The organism is Desulfuromonas soudanensis (genome assembly GCF_001278055.1).
Lineage (GTDB): Bacteria > Desulfobacterota > Desulfuromonadia > Desulfuromonadales > WTL > Deferrimonas > Deferrimonas soudanensis.
In genome coordinates, this window is record NZ_CP010802.1 from 444,212 (window position 1) to 460,821 (window position 16,610).

13 protein-coding genes and 1 riboswitch are annotated in these 16,610 nt (G+C 62.4%); of the genes, 6 read left to right on the forward strand and 7 right to left on the reverse strand.

Annotated elements, in window-relative coordinates:
- Positions 1 to 39: 39 nt before the first annotated feature.
- From DSOUD_RS02025 to DSOUD_RS02055, 7 genes are all read right to left on the reverse strand, one after another.
- Positions 40 to 1,383 (reverse strand): TRAP transporter large permease, encoded by a 1,344-nt coding sequence (locus tag DSOUD_RS02025; RefSeq protein ID WP_053549431.1) that lies wholly within the window; start codon positions 1,381 to 1,383, stop codon positions 40 to 42.
- A 37-nt stretch (positions 1,384 to 1,420) separates the two neighbouring features.
- The gene (locus tag DSOUD_RS02030; RefSeq protein WP_053549432.1) at positions 1,421 to 1,912 is read right to left on the reverse strand and encodes a TRAP transporter small permease subunit; all 492 of its coding nucleotides are present in this window, start codon (positions 1,910 to 1,912) and stop codon (positions 1,421 to 1,423) included.
- Between the two features lie 85 nt (positions 1,913 to 1,997).
- Positions 1,998 to 3,155 carry a TRAP transporter substrate-binding protein gene (locus DSOUD_RS02035; protein ID WP_053549433.1) on the reverse strand — a complete coding sequence of 386 codons (1,158 nt, stop codon included), beginning with the start codon at positions 3,153 to 3,155 and terminating at the stop codon, positions 1,998 to 2,000.
- Between the two features lie 174 nt (positions 3,156 to 3,329).
- Positions 3,330 to 4,667 (reverse strand): sigma-54 interaction domain-containing protein, encoded by a 1,338-nt coding sequence (locus DSOUD_RS02040; protein WP_053549434.1) that lies wholly within the window; start codon positions 4,665 to 4,667, stop codon positions 3,330 to 3,332.
- A gap of 28 nt (positions 4,668 to 4,695) precedes the next feature.
- Positions 4,696 to 5,454, reverse strand: coding sequence for a 3-hydroxybutyrate dehydrogenase (locus DSOUD_RS02045; RefSeq protein WP_053549435.1), 759 nt, complete (start codon positions 5,452 to 5,454; stop codon positions 4,696 to 4,698).
- A gap of 11 nt (positions 5,455 to 5,465) precedes the next feature.
- Positions 5,466 to 6,830 (reverse strand): 3-oxoacid CoA-transferase, encoded by a 1,365-nt coding sequence (locus DSOUD_RS18955; RefSeq protein ID WP_053549436.1) that lies wholly within the window; start codon positions 6,828 to 6,830, stop codon positions 5,466 to 5,468.
- 22 nt (positions 6,831 to 6,852) lie between these two features.
- Positions 6,853 to 8,028 (reverse strand): thiolase family protein, encoded by a 1,176-nt coding sequence (locus tag DSOUD_RS02055; protein ID WP_053549437.1) that lies wholly within the window; start codon positions 8,026 to 8,028, stop codon positions 6,853 to 6,855.
- 491 nt (positions 8,029 to 8,519) lie between these two features.
- On the opposite strand from DSOUD_RS02055, the gene DSOUD_RS02060 reads away from it, so the two are divergent.
- The 6 genes from DSOUD_RS02060 (at position 8,520) to DSOUD_RS02085 (ending at position 16,568) form a co-directional block, all read left to right on the forward strand.
- Positions 8,520 to 9,083, forward strand: coding sequence for a LutC/YkgG family protein (locus tag DSOUD_RS02060; RefSeq protein ID WP_053549438.1), 564 nt, complete (start codon positions 8,520 to 8,522; stop codon positions 9,081 to 9,083).
- A gap of 64 nt (positions 9,084 to 9,147) precedes the next feature.
- Positions 9,148 to 11,295: an L-lactate dehydrogenase (quinone) large subunit LdhH gene (ldhH, locus tag DSOUD_RS02065; protein WP_082351011.1), complete on the forward strand. Its 2,148-nt coding sequence runs from the start codon at positions 9,148 to 9,150 to the stop codon at positions 11,293 to 11,295.
- Between the two features lie 244 nt (positions 11,296 to 11,539).
- Positions 11,540 to 11,614: riboswitch (cyclic di-GMP riboswitch) on the forward strand.
- Positions 11,615 to 11,764: 150 nt separating this feature from the next.
- A complete protein-coding gene (locus DSOUD_RS02070; protein WP_053549439.1) occupies positions 11,765 to 12,571 on the forward strand; it encodes a PhnD/SsuA/transferrin family substrate-binding protein in 807 nt (268 codons plus the stop codon).
- Between the two features lie 83 nt (positions 12,572 to 12,654).
- A complete protein-coding gene (locus DSOUD_RS17665) occupies positions 12,655 to 14,556 on the forward strand; it encodes a methyl-accepting chemotaxis protein (protein ID WP_232426485.1) in 1,902 nt (633 codons plus the stop codon).
- Positions 14,557 to 14,780: 224 nt separating this feature from the next.
- Complete coding sequence (locus DSOUD_RS02080) at positions 14,781 to 15,359, forward strand: DUF2845 domain-containing protein (RefSeq protein WP_053549440.1); 579 nt, start codon at positions 14,781 to 14,783, stop codon at positions 15,357 to 15,359.
- Positions 15,360 to 15,449: 90 nt separating this feature from the next.
- Positions 15,450 to 16,568 (forward strand): ATP-grasp domain-containing protein, encoded by a 1,119-nt coding sequence (locus tag DSOUD_RS02085; protein WP_053549441.1) that lies wholly within the window; start codon positions 15,450 to 15,452, stop codon positions 16,566 to 16,568.
- The last annotated feature ends 42 nt before the right edge of the window (positions 16,569 to 16,610 follow it).

Here is a 16,610-nt window from a genome sequence, read left to right on the forward strand (position 1 = left end):
GATGTCGTTTGGGGACCTGTCCCGTCTTCGTCCGGGACTCTAGTTTCCGCCGAAGAAGACGCCGGGGAGCCAGGTGACGATCTCGGGAAAAACGACCATCACCGCCAGGCCGGCGAGTTGAATGCCGACAAAGGGGACGATCCCGCGGTAGATGTCCCCCATGGTGTATTCCGGCGGGGCGACCCCCTTGAAATAAAAGAGGGCGTAGCCGAAGGGGGGGGTGAGAAAGGACGTCTGCAGGTTGATGCAGATCAGCATGGCGAACCACAGGGGGTCGAAGTTGAGGTCCATGGCGATGGGGGTGAAGATCGGCACCACCACCAGAAGAATAGCGGCCCAGTCGATGAACATCCCCAGAAAGAAGACGACGGCCATCATGATGGCCAGGACCACGTAGGGGCTGACGTCCATGCCGAGCAGGGTGTCGGCGACGACATCGCCCCCCCCCATGCTGAGAAAAACGACGCTGAAGAGTTTGCCGCCGATGAAGAGGGCCATGATCATGGCGGTCGTCCGGGCGGTCGACAGGGACGCCTGGGTGATGACGTCCCAGTTGAGCTTGCGGCTGAAGGCGGCGAGGATCAGGGCGCCGACGCATCCGAGGGCGGCGGCCTCGGTCGGAGTGGCGACGCCGGCCAGAATGGTCCCCATGACGATCAGGATCAGGCCGAAGGGGGGGACGAAATTTTTCATGGTCATGGTGATTTTCTGGGCGGCGGAAAAGGTGCGCTCTTCCAGGGGGATCGGCGGTCCGAGCTTCGGATTGATTCCGCAGCGAACGGCGACGTAGAGCAGGTAGAGGCCGGAGAGAAAGAGTCCCGGAAGGATGGCTGCGGCGAAAAGGTTGCCGACGGAGGTTTCCTTCATCCCCGTCAGGCCCCCGTAGACGACGAGCATGATGCTCGGCGGAATGAGAATCCCCAGCGTCCCCGAGGAGCAGATGATCCCCGCCGACAGGCTGCGGTCATAGCCGCGCCGCAGCAGCGCCGGGCCGGCCATCAGTCCCATGGCGACGACGGAGGCGCCGATGATCCCGGTGGTGGCGGCAAAGACGGTGGACACGACGACGACGGCGATGCCGAGACCGCCGCGAAGACCGCCGAGGACGATATAGAGAGCATCGAAGAGCCCCTCGGAGACCTTGGACCGGTCGAGGACCTGGGCCATGAAAATGAAGAGGGGGACGGCGACAAGGGTGTAGTTGAGGAAAATTCCCCAGGCGTTGTTGACGAAGAGGTCGAGGAGCGCCGGGACGTTGAAGCCGTAGTCGATCAAGCCGAAAATGGTGGCCACGGCCGCCAGGGTGATCGCCAGGGGGTGCCCCATGGCGATTGAGGCGACCAGCGTAAGGAACATGAGAATGGTAAGAATTTCGGGGGTCATAAAAGACGTCTCCAGAGGCGGACCTGCTGCTGATCCATTAGTTGCGGAGGGAACGGAAATCCTGGATCAACTTCGAGATTCCCTGCAAAAGCAGGAGGACAAAGCCGATGGCCATGAGTATTTTATAGGGATAGATGGCCGGCGCCCAGGAGGAGGACGCAAGTTCCCGCCCTTGCCAGGAGGTGTTGGCATAGATGATCGACCACACGGCCAGCAGACCGACCGTCGGGATGAAGTACGCCAGGTTGGCGACGATGCGCAGGATGGTCCGGGGGCGGGGCGAGAGTCGCGCTTCGAAAATATCGATGGAAACATGGCCATCGTGCTTGTGGGCATAGGCCAGGGCGAGCATGAAATGGACGCCGTAGATAAATACGGTCAATTCAAAGGCCCAGGCGGTCGGGGCGTTGAATCCGTAGCGCATCACCACCTCGTAGGCGACCACGCCGATGAGGGGGAGAATCAGGAACGAAGACCAGAATCCGATCTTCTCGTTGAGAGAATCTATCCATTTGGCAATCTGGAGCATGAGAGCCTCGCATTGGTTTAATGGTACGCTTCCTCTTTTGGGAAGAGGGCGGGGGCGCTCTGCCCCCGCCCTTGTTCAACGCTGATTACTGGAGCCTTTTGCCCTTGATGAAATCCTCCAGGGGCCAGGGGGTCAGGCCGCTGCGAACTTCCCGCCACTGGGAGAAATCCTCTTTGAACTTCTCCTGGGAGTCGAGGGTTTTCTTCACGTCGGGATGTTTGGTCTTGAGATCGTCCAGGTATTCCTTGGTTTTTTTGGCAAAGGCCGTGATGGCCTCGTCGTCCATGCGCACGAATTCCACCTTCTCCTTGAAGAGCTTGATCGCATCGATGTTCAGGTTTTCCTGCCAGGCGGTGGACCAGAGCTGGGTCTCCTTGGCGGCGATGTCGACGATCCACTTCAGGTCGGCGGGGAGTTTGTTGTAGGCATCCTTGTTGAAGAAGAGGGCGCACTGCACCGAAGGCTGATGAACGCCGGGCTCGATGACGTATTTGGTGATTTCGTCAAAACCCATCGGGAAGTTGATGGCCGGGGAGCTGAACTCGGCGGCGTCGATGACGCCGCGCTCCAGGGCCAGGTAAACCTCGCCGCCGGGGAGGGGGGTGACGGAGGCGCCGAGGCTGTTCATGATATCCATGTACCACCCCGGGGTGCGGACGCGCATCCCCTTGAAGTCGGCCATCTTGGTCGCCTTCTTGTTGGAGAAAAAGCCCATCTCCTGCCCGCCGTTACCCCCCGGCAAGGCGTAGAGGTTGTAGCGGCCGTAAAGCTCCTGCATCTGCTCGAGGCCGCCGCGCTCGTAGAGCCAGATATTGTAGCCTTCGGTGTCGAGTCCGAAGGGGACGGAGGCGAAGGAAACGAAGTTTTCGTTCTTCCCTTTCCAGTAGCCGGGCCAGTCGTGGCCGACTTCGGCGGAGCCCTTGCTCACCGCGTCGAAGCTTTCCATGGCGCCGACCAGTTCGCCGGCGGAGAAGAGCTTGATTTCGAGGCGGCCGCCGGAGGCGAGGGCGACGCTGTCGGCGAAGTGCTGGGCCATGTCGTAGAAGAGGAGTCCCTTGGACCAGGGCATGACCATCTTCCATTTGAACTCTTCCTTGCTCGTCTTGATGGTGCGCAGCTCCTTCTTGACTTCCTCGTGACGCTTGTCGGCGCCGAACTTTTCGCGCTTGGCGGCAAAGGCGCCTGGCGCCAGGACCAGGGAGAGGGCCACCATCAAGCTGAGGATCAGGCCAGATCTTTTCATCGTGCGACTCCTTTTGTCAGGGTTGAATAAGCGCCGGCAGGGGGGTCTGCCGCGACCTCAGGGCACCTCGGGATCGGGGGTGCCGTAAAAAGTGGTGATTGGTAAGGCCAATTATTTCCCTTACCATAAGCGAAGGGTTTTAACCGGTCAAGCAAAAAATAAAACGCTGTCTTTTTATTTTTCGGCTTTTGCCGACCTCTCCTTGTCCTCGAGCGCCTGCTGCAGTTTGCGCGAAGCGGTGGCCTGGCTGATCCCCAGGGCGGCGGCGATGTTGCGGGTCGTGCCGTATTCCTGCTGCGCCTTGAGCAGGATCTCGGCTTCATAGCCGGCGACCATCTCCTTGAGGGTCTGGCCGGGGTGAAGAAGCGGGTCGCTGGCCAGGCCGAAGGCCCGGGTCGGTTCGATCCGGTCGCTGCGCGACGTCACCACCAGGCGCTCCACGGCATTTTCCAGTTCGCGGATGTTTCCCGGCCATTGGCCGGCGGCGAGCTGGCGGACCAGGGCCGGGGAGAATTCCTTGTAGCAACGGTGCTTGCGGTTGAATTTGCCGAGAAAGTAGCGGATCAGCACCGGAATGTCCTCCCGCCTCTCCCGCAGGGGGGGGAGGGGGATCGGCACCACGTTGAGCCGGTAATAGAGGTCTTCGCGAAAGCCCCCCGTCGCCACCAGTTTGGCCAGATCCTTGTTGCTGGCGGCGATGATCCGGACATCGACGGTCGTCGCCTCCCGCCCGCCGACCTTGAAGAAGCTGCGGTCCTGCAGGACCCAGAGGAGCTTGGACTGGATGTGGATCGGCAGTTCGGAGATCTCGTCGAGAAAGACTGTCCCGCCGTCGGCCAGCTCGAAAAAGCCCGGCTTCCCCCGGCGGTCGGCCCCGGTGAAGGCGCCGGCTTCGTAGCCGAAGAGCTCCGATTCGATGAGGGATTCGGGGATGGCGGCGCAGTTGACCTGGATCAGGGGCTTGCCCTTGCGTTCGCTGGAGCGGTGAATCAGTTTGGCGAGGAGGCTTTTGCCGACCCCCGACTCCCCGGAGAGGAGGATGGTCGAATCGGTAATCGCCACCTGCAGGGCGAGGTCGATGACCTCGTTCATCCGCTCGCTGCAGGTGATGATGTCCTCTTCGGAGAGGAACTGGCTGCGGGCCGTATCGGCATCGATTTTCTGGCTGTACTGGACCACCGTGAGGTCCCAGATGGTATTGACGATCAGCCTGATTTTCCCCCGGTCGTCGAAGATCGGCCGCCCCTTGACCAGCAGCTTGCGGCCGGTCTTGGTCGAGTAGGTGGCGGTGACCGGGCTTTTGCGCTCGAGCACCAGCAGACTGGCCGACCCGGTGAAGTAGTTGTCCGGGCCGACCAGATCGTAGAGGCTTTTTCCCGCCAGTTCGGCGTTGGTAAAGCCCGACATCTCCTCGAAGGTGCGGTTGACGGCAATCGTCACACCCTGGCCGTCGACCAGGTAGATGCCGTTGTAGAGGTTGTCGAAGACGATTTCGAGCAGTTCCTTGTCCATGGATCCTCGCCTCGGAAGGGGGTCGATCTCAGGTGGCGGTCCAGCCGCAGTCCATGGTCAGCATCGAGCCGGTAAAGCAGGCGGCCTTGTCGGCACAGAGATAGAGGACGAGATCGCCGATTTCGCTCGGCTCGATGAGGCGCTTGACGGCGGCGTTTTTCAGCATGATCGTTTCGATCACCTCCTCGGGAGAGAGGTTGTGGAGTTTGGCCTGGTCGGCGATCTGCCCGTCGACCAGGGGGGTGCGGACGTAGGCCGGACAGATGGAGTTGACGGTGATGCCGAAGGGACCCCCTTCGAGGGCCGTGGTCTTGGTCAGCCCGGAAACGCCGTGCTTGGCGGAGATGTAGGCGCTCTTGAAGGGGGAGGCAATGAGGCCGTGCACCGAGTTGATGTGGATGATCCGTCCCCATCCGTTCTCCTTCATCGACGGCCAGCAATAACGGGTGAGGAGGAAGGGGGCGGTGAGCATCAGGGCGATCATGAAGTCCCATTTGTCTTCGGGGAACTCCTCGATGGGGCTGACGTGCTGAATGCCGGCGTTGCTGATCAGGATGTCGACGCGTCCGAAGTTGTCGAGGGCCGTCTGGACCAGTTTCTTGCAGTCGGCCCGCAAAGAGAGATCGGTGCGGACGAAGAGGGCGCCGATCGCTGCCGCCTCGCGGCTCCCCGTCTCCTGGTTGATGTCGGCCATGACGACCTGGTGGCCGGTGGCCGCCAGCGACTGGGCAACGGCCAGGCCGATGCCGCTGGCCGCGCCGGTGACGATGGCAATTTTTTTGGGCATGGTCTCTCTCCTTACCAATGCTTGAGGTTGGCGGCGATTTCGAAGGGACAGCCGGTCTTTTCCCGCACCATCTCGAGGGTTGCCCCGGGGGGGAGTTCGAGGAGGGTCAGGCCCCGGCCACGGGCGACGCTGAAGACCGCCAGGTCGGTGACGATCATGTCGACCACCTCTTTGCCGGTCAGGGGCAGGGTGCATTCGTCGAGGATTTTGGCCGAGCCGTCCTTGGCGCAGTGATCCATCATGATGATGATTTTTTTCACCCCCGAAACCAGATCCATCGCTCCCCCCGGGCCCTTGACCATGCTCCCGGGGATCATCCAGTTGGCCAGGTCGCCTCTTCCCGAGACCTGCATGGCGCCGAGGACCGAAAGGTCGATGTGCCCGCCGCGCACCATGGCGAAGGACTCGGAGCTGTCGAAGAAGGCCGCCCCGGGGAGCCAGGTGACGGTCTGCTTTCCGGCGTTGATCAGATCGGCGTCCTCCTCTCCCTCCCTGGGGAAGGGGCCGACGCCGAGGAGGCCGTTTTCGGCGTGGAGGGTGATGTTGATTCCCTCCGGGATGTAGTTGGCGACCAGGGTCGGCATGCCGATGCCGAGGTTGGCGTACATGCCGTCGGTAAACTCCCGGCTGATGCGCTGGGCCTGCCATTGCCGGATCGGCGAAAACCCCTTGACCGATACCTGGCCGGCCAGGGTGCGCTGTTCGATGGGCTTTTCGTGCCGGGCGCCGATGAGGATGCGATCGACGTAGTTCCCCGGAACGTGGACCTGGTGCGGGTCGATTTCGCCGATTTCCACTACTTCCTCGACCTCGGCGACGCAGAGGCGGCCGGCCTTGGCACAGGCCGGGTTGAAGTTGCTGGCGGTGTAGCGGAAGATCAGGTTGCCGGCCCGGTCGGCCTTCCAGGCCTTGACGATGGAGAGGTCGGCGACGATGCTCTCTTCGAGCACGTACTCCTTGCCGCCGAAGCTCTGCACCGGTTTCCCCTCGGCGAGGACCGTCCCGTAGCCGGTCCGGGTGAAGAAGGCCGGGATGCCGGCGCCGCCGGCGCGTAGCTTCTCGGCCAGCGTCCCCTGCGGGGTCAGTTCGAGCTCGAGTTCGCCGCTGAGATACTGTTTCTCGAAGATGGCGTTTTCGCCGACGTAGGAGGAGATCATCTTTTTGATCTGGCGGGTCTGCAGGAGGAGGCCGAGCCCGAACTGGTCGACTCCGGCATTGTTGCTCACCACGGTCAGACCCTTGACCCCCGAATCGCGCAGGGCGACGATGAGGTTCTCCGGGATGCCGCAGAGGCCGAAGCCGCCGGCGGCGATTGTCATGTTGTCGTGCACCAGCCCTTTGAGGGCCTCTTTTGCCTCGGTGTAGATCGGTTTCATGGTGGCTCGGAGCTCCTGGAATCTAGAGAAGTTCGATGAGGACGGCCACGGCCTCGCCGCCGCCGATACAGAGGGTGGCGATGCCGTAGCGCTCCCGGCGCAGCTGCATCTCATGCAGCAACGTGGTCAGCAGACGGGCCCCGCTGGCGCCGACGGGGTGGCCGATGGCGCAGGCCCCGCCGTTGACGTTGACCCGCTCGGGGTCGAGGCCGAGCTGGCGGATGGCGATGAGCGGCACGGCCGCAAAGGCCTCGTTGATTTCGAAGAGACCGACCTGATCCAGAGAGATCCCGCCTCTGGCGACGACCCGGCGGATCGCCTCGACGGGCGCCTCGCCGAAGAGCTCGGGAGCAAGGCTGTTGGTGGCCGCGGCGGCGATTTTCGCCAGGGGATTGAGGCCGTACTCCCGGACGGCATCGGTTCCGGCGAGGAGGGCGAGGGCGGCGCCGTCGTTGATGGTCGAGGCGTTGCCGGCGGTGAGGGTGCCGGTCTTGCTGAAGGCCGGACGCAGGGTCGAAAGTTTCTCCGGGTCCCCCCGGAACGGTTCCTCGTCGCGATCGACGGTGACCTCCCCCTTGCGGCCGCTCTTCACCACCGGGACGATTTCCCTCTCGAAGCGGCCGTCTACCACGGCGGCGCGGGCCCGCCGGTAGGAGCGGGCGGCAAAGGCATCCTGCTCCTGGCGGGTGAGGCCGTAGCCGGCGACCCAGGCTTCGGTGATCTCCCCCATGTGCCGCCCCGAGTCGGGGTCCTGCAGGGCGTCGTAGATCATCAGGTCGAGGATTTCGCCGTGCCCCATGCGCTGGCCGAAGCGGGCCTTTTGCAGGGCGTAGGGAGCAAGGGACATGCTCTCCATGCCGCCGGCCAGAGCCAGCTGCGACTCGCCGAGGCGGATGCCGTCGGCGGCGAGCATGATCGATTTGAGTCCGCTGCCGCAGACCTTGTTGATGGTCATGGCGTGAACCCTGTCGGGGAGTCCGGCCTGGCGCATCGCCTGGCGGGCCGGGGCCTGGCCGCTCCCGCCCTGCAGGACCTGGCCGAGAATCACCTCGTCGATCCGGTCGAAGGCAAAGGGCTGATCCTTGAGCAGGGCGCCGATCACCCCGGCGGCCAGGGTCGGTGCCGGCACATCGGCCAGGGCGCCGCCGAAGGAGCCGAACGGGGTACGCAGAGCGTTTAACAAGAAAACTTCGGACATAAGGGACCTCCGGCTTGCGGTGGGGAAAGATGGTAACTTATAAGAGCAAGGGTCGTTCCAATTGGGAAAGCTGTTTTAAAACTGCTGTTTAGTCGATTCTGGCTGCAAAGAGAAGTAGGGTTCTGACTTAATATCGAGTCAAACGGTTCCTGATTGGGAAATAAAATGAAATAAAACAACAATATAGCTTCTGATTCAAAAAGAAGTCAAATTTGTCATGGTTGACTCAAACCGTTCCACCTCTCTTCCTTGAAGCACAATTCAGCCGATTTGCAAGGGATGCGGAACTTTTGCCGGCGATGTCCGGCTGGAGCGCAGGGGCGGATTGCACGGCCCGCCGCGGCGTAAGGGGGCTCTTTCGGGGGTCGGATGTGAAAATAACGGTTTTTTAGACTTGACCTGAAAAGGGCAATTGGCTAGGATATCTCAAAAGTGGTAAGACCAATTGACAATAGGCGGAGGGCGGTGCCCTTCGTCGGAAGAGAGGTCCCATGTCCCAGGACGCGTTACGACAGCAGTTTGTTCAGGTCGCCGGCAGAATCGGCGCCGAGGTGGTCGCCTTCTCCGATATCGCCGGAGCGGTCGCCTATATTGCCGAACGGGCCGGCGGCCCCCTCCTTCTCCCCCCCTTTGCCAGCAGCCAGCGGGAGGACTTGGGGGAGAAACTTCGCCTCGCCGGCTGCCAGGTGATCGAAGGGGATCTGCGCCCTCAGGCGGCCTCCGCCGCCGCCGGGGTTACCGGTGCCAACTTCGCCCTCGCCGACACCGGCAGCGTCGTTCTCGAGAGTACCGCCGAGGCGATCCGCCTCGCCACCACCCTCCCCGAGCGCCACTTCGTCCTTCTCGACCCGGCGACCATCGTCGCCGACGGCCTGGCCGCCGTGCCGATCCTGCGGCGCTTTCACCAGCTGGCGCCCCGTAATTACCTGGCTTATATCAGTGGTCCGAGTCGCACCGCCGACATCGAGCGGGTTTTGACCATCGGCGTCCACGGCCCCTGCGAGCTGCACATCCTGCTCGTCGAAGGGATTTCCGGCGATTTCTTCGAGATGTAGGAATAAAGGATCCGACCGATCGGTCCGATCCGACCGATCGGTCCGATATTCAAGGGGAAACAACATGAACAAAGAGAGAAGCCGCAAATACAAGACCCGTGTCAGCGAGGCGATTGCCACCCCCCGCCTGCAGGACGCCCTGCACAAGTTCGGCGACGCCTTCGTCGTCTCGCGCCAGAACGCCTTTGCCGGTCTCGACTTCGAGGAACTGCGCACCGAAATCGCGGCGATGAAGGACGATGTCCGGCAAAATCGCCAGAGCTACCTCGCAGAGTTCATCGGCAAGGCCGAGGCGTCCGGCGCCAGAGTCCACCTGGCCCGCACCGCGGCCGAGGCCAACGACTACATCGCCGACCTTGCCGCAGCGCGGGGCGTGAAGCTTGCGGTGAAGAGCAAGAGCATGGCCAGCGAGGAGATCCATCTCAACAAGGCCCTCGAGAAGGCCGGGGTCAGGGCCCTGGAGACCGACCTCGGCGAGTGGATCATTCAGCTTGCCGGCCAGCGCCCCAGCCACATGGTCATGCCGGCCATCCACATGTTCAAGGAGGAGGTCGCCGAGCTCTTCTCCAAAGTCACCGGCCAAACGGAGGCCCCCGAGATCGGGCACCTGGTCAAGGTCGCCCGCGCCCAGCTGCGCCAGGGGTATCTCGACGCCGACATGGGGATCTCCGGGGCCAACATCGCCGTCGCCGAGACCGGCGGCATCGCCCTGGTGACAAACGAGGGGAACGCCCGCCTCGTCTCGACCCTGCCGAAGATCCACGTCGTTCTGGTCGGAATCGAAAAGCTCGTTCCGACCCTCGAGGACGCAGCCAAGGTGATCCGCGTCCTCCCCAAGAACGCCACCGGCCAGCTCCTCACCTCCTACGTCACCTGGATCCGCGGCGCCGTCCCCTGCGGCGAAGAGGAGAAGGAGCTGCACATCGTCCTCCTCGACAACGGCCGCAGCGCCCTCGCCGAATCCCCCCACTGCCAGGACGCCCTGCGCTGCATCCGCTGCGGCGCCTGCGCCAACGTCTGCCCGGTCTACCAGACCGTCGGCGGCCACGTCTTCGGCCACATCTACATCGGCGCCATCGGCATCATCCTCACCGCCTTTTTCCACGGCCTCGACGCCGCCGCCGAGATCGTCCGCGCCTGCATCGGCTGCCGCTCCTGCGTCGCCGTCTGCCCGAGCAAGATCGATCTCGAAAGTATCATCCTCCACCTGCGGGAGACCGTCGGCGACGAAGAGGGGATCGGCGTCGGCAAGACGTTGGTCTTCAAGAAGGTGATGCGCAACCGGAAGCTCTTCCACTCGCTCATCCGCGCCGCCAGCCTCCTGCAGAAGCCGGTGACCCGAGGCGAGCGCACCATCCGCCATCTGCCGATGTTCTTCTCCTCCCTCACCGAGTGGCGCACCCTGCCGGCCATCGCCGCCAGGCCGCTGCGCGACGCCTTCGATGCCATCCCCCAGAAGGTTGAAAAGCCGCGCTACCGGGTCGCTCTCTTCGGTGGCTGCGCCAACGACTTCCTCTATCCGGAACTCGGCGTCGACCTGGTCCGGGTCATGAACCACCTCGGCGTCGAGGTCTATTACCCGCAGAAGCAGAACTGCTGCGGCATCCCGGCGATCTATTCGGGGGACAAGGAAACCGCCGTGGAGCTCGCCGAACAGAACGTTTCGGCGATGCTCGAGGAAAACCCCGATTTTGTTCTCACCACCTGCCCGACCTGTTCCATGGCTCTGCAGCGCGACTTCGTCGACCACCTTCGGGACAACCCGGTGTGGGCGGAAAAAGCCGAGCGCCTCTCGGCCATCACCATGGACGCCAGCAAATTCATTGTCGACGTTCTCGACGGCGCCGCTGCCTTTGCCGGCAAGGGGGAGCCACTGAAGGTCACCTATCACGACTCCTGCCATCTCAAACGCGGCGCCGGGGTCTGGGAGCAGCCGAGGGCCCTCCTCGCCGGCTCGGGGAGCGAGCTGGTGGAGATGGCCCACGCCGACCGCTGCTGCGGCTTCGGCGGCTCCTACTCCTTCACCAGCCACCCGGAGATCGCCCGCAGCATCCTTGCAGACAAGCTCAAGGACATCGAGGGGAGCGGCGCTGCCTGCGTCGCCATGGACTGCCCCGGCTGCATGATGCAGATCCGCGGCGGCCTCGAGAAGAGCGGCGCCCCGGTGCGCGCCGCCCACACCATCTCCCTTCTGGCGGAAACCCTCGACTGAGGCCTTTTTCGCCCAATTTCTCCTTTGCCCCGGCCGCCGTGCCGGGGTGTTTTTTTGCCTGCGACAAGGAAAACATTCGCGCTTTTTTGACCGCCGGGTTAACCGCCCTCTCCCCTGAAACAGTTCCGCGTGCCTGCAAATAAATGCGGACATTCAGATACTTGGAATGATTCGTCCTCCCGACGAAAGAGACAATTTCTTCTTGACTGGCCGATGGCATTCGGCCTATCGTAAAATCCGATCATTCACGAACAGGCAAACCTGGAGCGATCCAGGGACGCAAAGCCACGGGCCCCACGAGGGCAGCCGAGCCGTCGAAGAGAGGTCTTAATGATTCCATTTATTAAGAGTCCGCCTCTGGCTTTGGGGCGGGCTCTTTTTGTATTCGACAGACCCTGGGGCTTCAATTGTGCCAGCTTCGCCGCAACATCGGTTGGCAAGGTCACATCACTCAAACGGAGGAGAGACGATGAAAAAAACGATCATCACCCTGTTGGCGACCCTGTTTTTATTTGCTGCGGTACAGCCGTTGTTGGCGGCCGACGCCATTACCTGCTGGTTCCCGCCGGACTGGAAAACCAAGGCCCCTCAGGCCCAGGAAATCACCAAGGCGCTCTCGGAAAAATCCGGAGTTTCGATCCGCCCGCGCATCGCCAAGAGTTATCCGGAAATCCTAGCGGCCTTCGATTCCAAGGATCAGAGCCTGGTCTACGTCGGCTCCTTCGTCCAGGCGATCATTGCCGCCCGGGGGATCGGCACCCCCCTGGCGCAGAACGTCAACGGCAAGGAGTTCTATTCCGGCATTCTCATTCTTCCCCAGGACGCCGATCCCGGGGAGATTCTCGAAAATTCCCCGGAGAAAATCGCTTTTGCCCTGGGGGCTTCTTCCGGCGAGTCGAGTGCCATGGCCGCCACCGGCGGCCGGGCGGCACTCGGCGTGGCCAATCACGGCGCGGCCGTCGGTGCCGTCAAGGCCGGACGCGCCAGCGCCGCGGTGGTCAAAAACTGGTGGTGGGAGGCGAACAAGAACGATTACCCGGGATTGGTTTCTTACGAAATCCCCGGCATCTCGCTGGCCAAGAATCCCGACAATGTTCTCACCGCCTCCAAGGCGGTTCCCGAGGGGATCCGGAAAAAGATCAGGGAAGCGGCCATCATGTCGAGTTCCGCCTTCGGGTCGGGAGCGAACATGCGCCTCTTCGAAGAGGGTCAGCTCATCTTTTCCATCGAGCTCATGAAAAAAGGGAAGATTGATCCGAAGACCTACAGCTGGTAAAAAATTTCCCCCCTTTTCCCGGATCCCGGGAGAAGGGGGGAAATTGTTCCATCGAATCTGGGCAAAACGATAAGGAGGTCGCCATGGGAATACTGAAAAAGCTGTTGTTGATGATTACCGGGACCCTCCTCGTCGCCTTTGTTGCCATTGCCCTCTACTCGGTGGTCGGCATCGAGAAAAGCAACACCCGGATCGTCAGCGGAGTGACCGGCTCTCTCGAGAAGGCCAATTTCTCTACCATCGAGATGCTCAACAGCAACTTCGCCCATGTCGAGGAGGAGCTGCAAACCGCAAGCCTTGCTTCGCGGCAAATTATCCTCGACCTCTATGATGTGTCGTTCAATACCCTTTTGCGGGCCATCGGCAATCAGATCCTGCCGAATATCGAAAGTTTCGATTTTGATACGCCGGCCCTGGCGATCGAGAAGGTTCTGGCCGAAAACCCGGTCGTGACCTGGATGCGTTACACCGTCAGCGAGAATCCGGCCGAGGGGGACATCTTTTCCTTCGGCGAATTTGCAGAGAGCGCGGATCGCAAACATTACATGAAGGAATTTCGTTCCGATTTCGCCTATCTGAAACTGGAGATGCAGGTCAGTCTGGCCGGAATGGAGGCTCTGAACCGGGTGGATGCCATTTTCACCAATATCAACGAGGCCAACGGCTCCCTGGTCATCGACCTGATCAACGACAGCCAGGACACCCTGTTTGCCGCCGGGGAAGAAGCCGAGACGGTCGGAAGGCGGGGTCAGATCGAGCTGACGACCGGCATCGTTGTGGCTCTGGGGATCGTCCTTTTGGCCGTCTGCCTGGTTCTGGGATTTGCTATCCACAGGTCGATCAACCGGCCGATGAATCGGGCCGTGACCATGATCCGGGAACTGGAGCTGGGACATCTCGACCACCGGCTCAATATGAAGAGCAAAGACGAAATCGGGCAGATGTCACGGGCGATGGACCGGTTTGCCGACAATTTGCAGGGGGAGGTCGTCGCCGCCCTGACGCGGCTTGCCGACGGAGACCTGACCTTTGCCATTCAGCCCAGGGACGAAAGGGACGGCATACGGGGAGCCCTGAAAAAGGTTCGCGGGGACCTGATGATCCTCATCGACGGCATCCGTCAGGCCGGCAACAATGTCATGGTCGGCAGCCAGGCGCTCAGCGCCAGTTCGCAGCAGATGTCCATGGGGGCGGCGGACCAGGCGTCGGCGGCCGAGGAAGCCTCTTCCTCCATCGAGGAGATGGCGGCCAATATCCGCCAGAATGCCGACAATGCCCTGGAGACGGAAAAAATTGCCGTCAAGGCTGCCCGCGACGCCGAGGACGGTGGCGAGGCGGTGCAGGGGACGGTTTTGGCCATGAAGGATATCGCCCAAAAGATCGGCATCATCGAGGAGATTGCCCGGCAGACCAACCTTCTGGCCCTCAATGCGGCCATCGAGGCGGCCCGGGCCGGAGAGCACGGCAAAGGGTTTGCCGTTGTCGCCTCCGAGGTGCGCAAACTCGCCGAACGGAGCCAACTCGCCGCCGCCGAAATCAGCAAATTGTCAGCGTCGAGTGTCGCCGTCGCCGAGAAGGCCGGCTCTATGCTGCAGGTGATCGTCCCCGATATCCGGCGCACGGCCGAACTGGTGCAGGAAATCTCCGCCGCCAGCCGAGAGCAGGACCTCGGCGCCACGCAGATCAGTCAGGCGATCCAGCGCCTCGACCAGATCATCCAGCAGAATGCCTCGGCCTCGGAAGAGATCGCCTCGACCGCCGAGGAACTCTCCGGGCAGGCGGACCAGCTGCAGCAGCTGATGGCTGATTTCAAGCTCGATGACGGGTTGAGCGCGGAATTCGGGGCGAAGGCGGTCACAATGGGTTCCAGGCCGGGGGAGGGTCGAGAGAAGAGGGCTCTTCTCCCCGGTGGCAATAGGGGCGAGCCAAAGTCCGATGAATTCAGGAACGACGATCGCTTCGATTCGAAATTCGAGACGTACTGATTCGGGAGGTCCTGAAGAGGAAATCGTCCCTGCCCGGGGAAGACCCGCTCGGCACGACTACTGAACTCCTGCCCCAGGGCAGGAGTTTTTTTGTCCGGCACAGGGGTTTTCCCGTCAAAAAAGGACTGACAGGGGGCGAATGATAGGATAATGTCAGTGAAAATTTTAATATCTTATTTCCTGGTCGGTTGCAGGTGATGGCCGATGAGACAAGGAGAGCGATCATGAAGGGAAAACGGATCGTTGGCGGGATGGTGGTCGCCGCCCTGCTGTTGGGGACGGGGAGCCTGGCCCTGGCCATGCGCTGCGGCAACAAGGTGGTGTCGATCGGCGACAGCAAGGGGGAGGTGGCCGCCAAGTGTGGGGAACCGACCTTCTCGGAGGTCGTTGCCGCCGTGACCGAAAGGTCGGCCGGGGAGGGGGTCGTCGGGGAAATCACCGAAACGATCGAGCACTGGAGCTATCGTCAGGGATCGGGATCGCTGCTGAAGACCCTTTTCTTTCGCGGCGACCGCCTGGAGCGGATCGAGGACGGGGATCGGATCGAGGGTCCCGGTGCTCTCCGGACACCGACCTTCTTTCCGGAGCCCGGCGCCACCCAGGCGGAGATTCTGCAGCAATACGGCGAGCCCCTGCGCCGCGACCTGGTTGGCATCACCCGCCAGGAGTCCGCAGGCGGTGCGAAGGTCCGGGAGGAGAAGGTGGAGCGGTGGACCTATGATCTCGGGCCGGGGAGGTTTTTCAAACTCCTGACCTTCGAAGGGGGACTGCTGGTCCGGGTGGAGGATGGCGAGCGCCGCTAGGCGCTTTCGAGGTTTTCATCCCCCGGGGGATGTGGCATCATAGGGGGATTGCATGATCCCTTATACCGGACCGTCCTCCGAGGAGTCTCCTTGTCCATCTATCGCGAAGCGATCAGTGCCTCCACCGCCACCCTCCCCCGAGCCGCCCTGGCGCAGATGATCCGTCTGGTGCGCACCCTCTTTGGTCTCAGCCAGATGACGGCCTACCGTCAGGCCGTCCTCCCCCTGGTCCCGGAAATCGCCCGCTTTTGCCCCGGCCATGATTCGGTGATGATGGGGTATGATTTTCATCTCGGACCGGACGGGGTGCACCTGATCGAGGTCAACACCAACGCCGGTGGCGCCCTTCTCGCCTATCTGGCCCAATTTCCGGAGGGGGAGCTGGCGCGTGGTCCCCTCGTCGGCCGCCTGCGACGTCAATTTCTCGACTCCTTTGCCGAGGAGATGCAGCGCTACAGTCGCGGGGCAAAGGAGCGGCCGGAACACATCGCCATTATCGACGAGGAGCCTCAGGACCAGTATCTCTATGGGGAGATGCTTGCCTTCACCCGCCTTTTCGAGGAGTGGGGTGTCCCCTCAAGCATCGCCGATCCCCATGAGCTGCAGGCCGATGCCGGCGGCGTCACCCTCGGCGGCAAAAGGATCGATTTCGTCTACAACCGCCACTGCGACTTTTATCTCGAGCGCCCGGAGATGGCCGGGCTGGCCGCCGCCTACCGCGCGGGAACCGTCTGCCTCTCCCCCAACCCCTACAGCTACGCCCTCCTGGCCGACAAGCGCCGCCTGACTCTTTGGTCCGATCCGGTCCTCATGGAGGACCTCGGCCTCGACGAGAGGGAGCGCGCCCTCCTTGCCGCCACCGTCCCCGAGAGCCGGCTCCTTGCCGACCTCGATCCCCAGCGGGTGTGGGCCGAGCGCAACGGCTGGGTCTTCAAGCCGGTCTCCCGCTTCGGCAGCCGCGGCGTGCTTCTCGGCCGCAAGGTTTCCCGCAACCGTTTCGACCAGCTCGATCCCCGGGAGACCCTGGTGCAGCGCCTGGTCCCCCCCTCCATGACGCCGGCCTCGGACGGCGGGGAGGCGATGAAAACCGACTTCAGGCTCTACGTCTACCGTCGCCGGGTGCTCGGGGTGGCGGCGCGCCTTTACCAGGGGCAGGTCACCAACCTGCGCACCGCCGGGGGGGGCTTCGCCCCGGTCCGGGTGGTCTGAAACGACAGTTTCTGCCATATTGTGGTGCGCCGTTGGTATTTT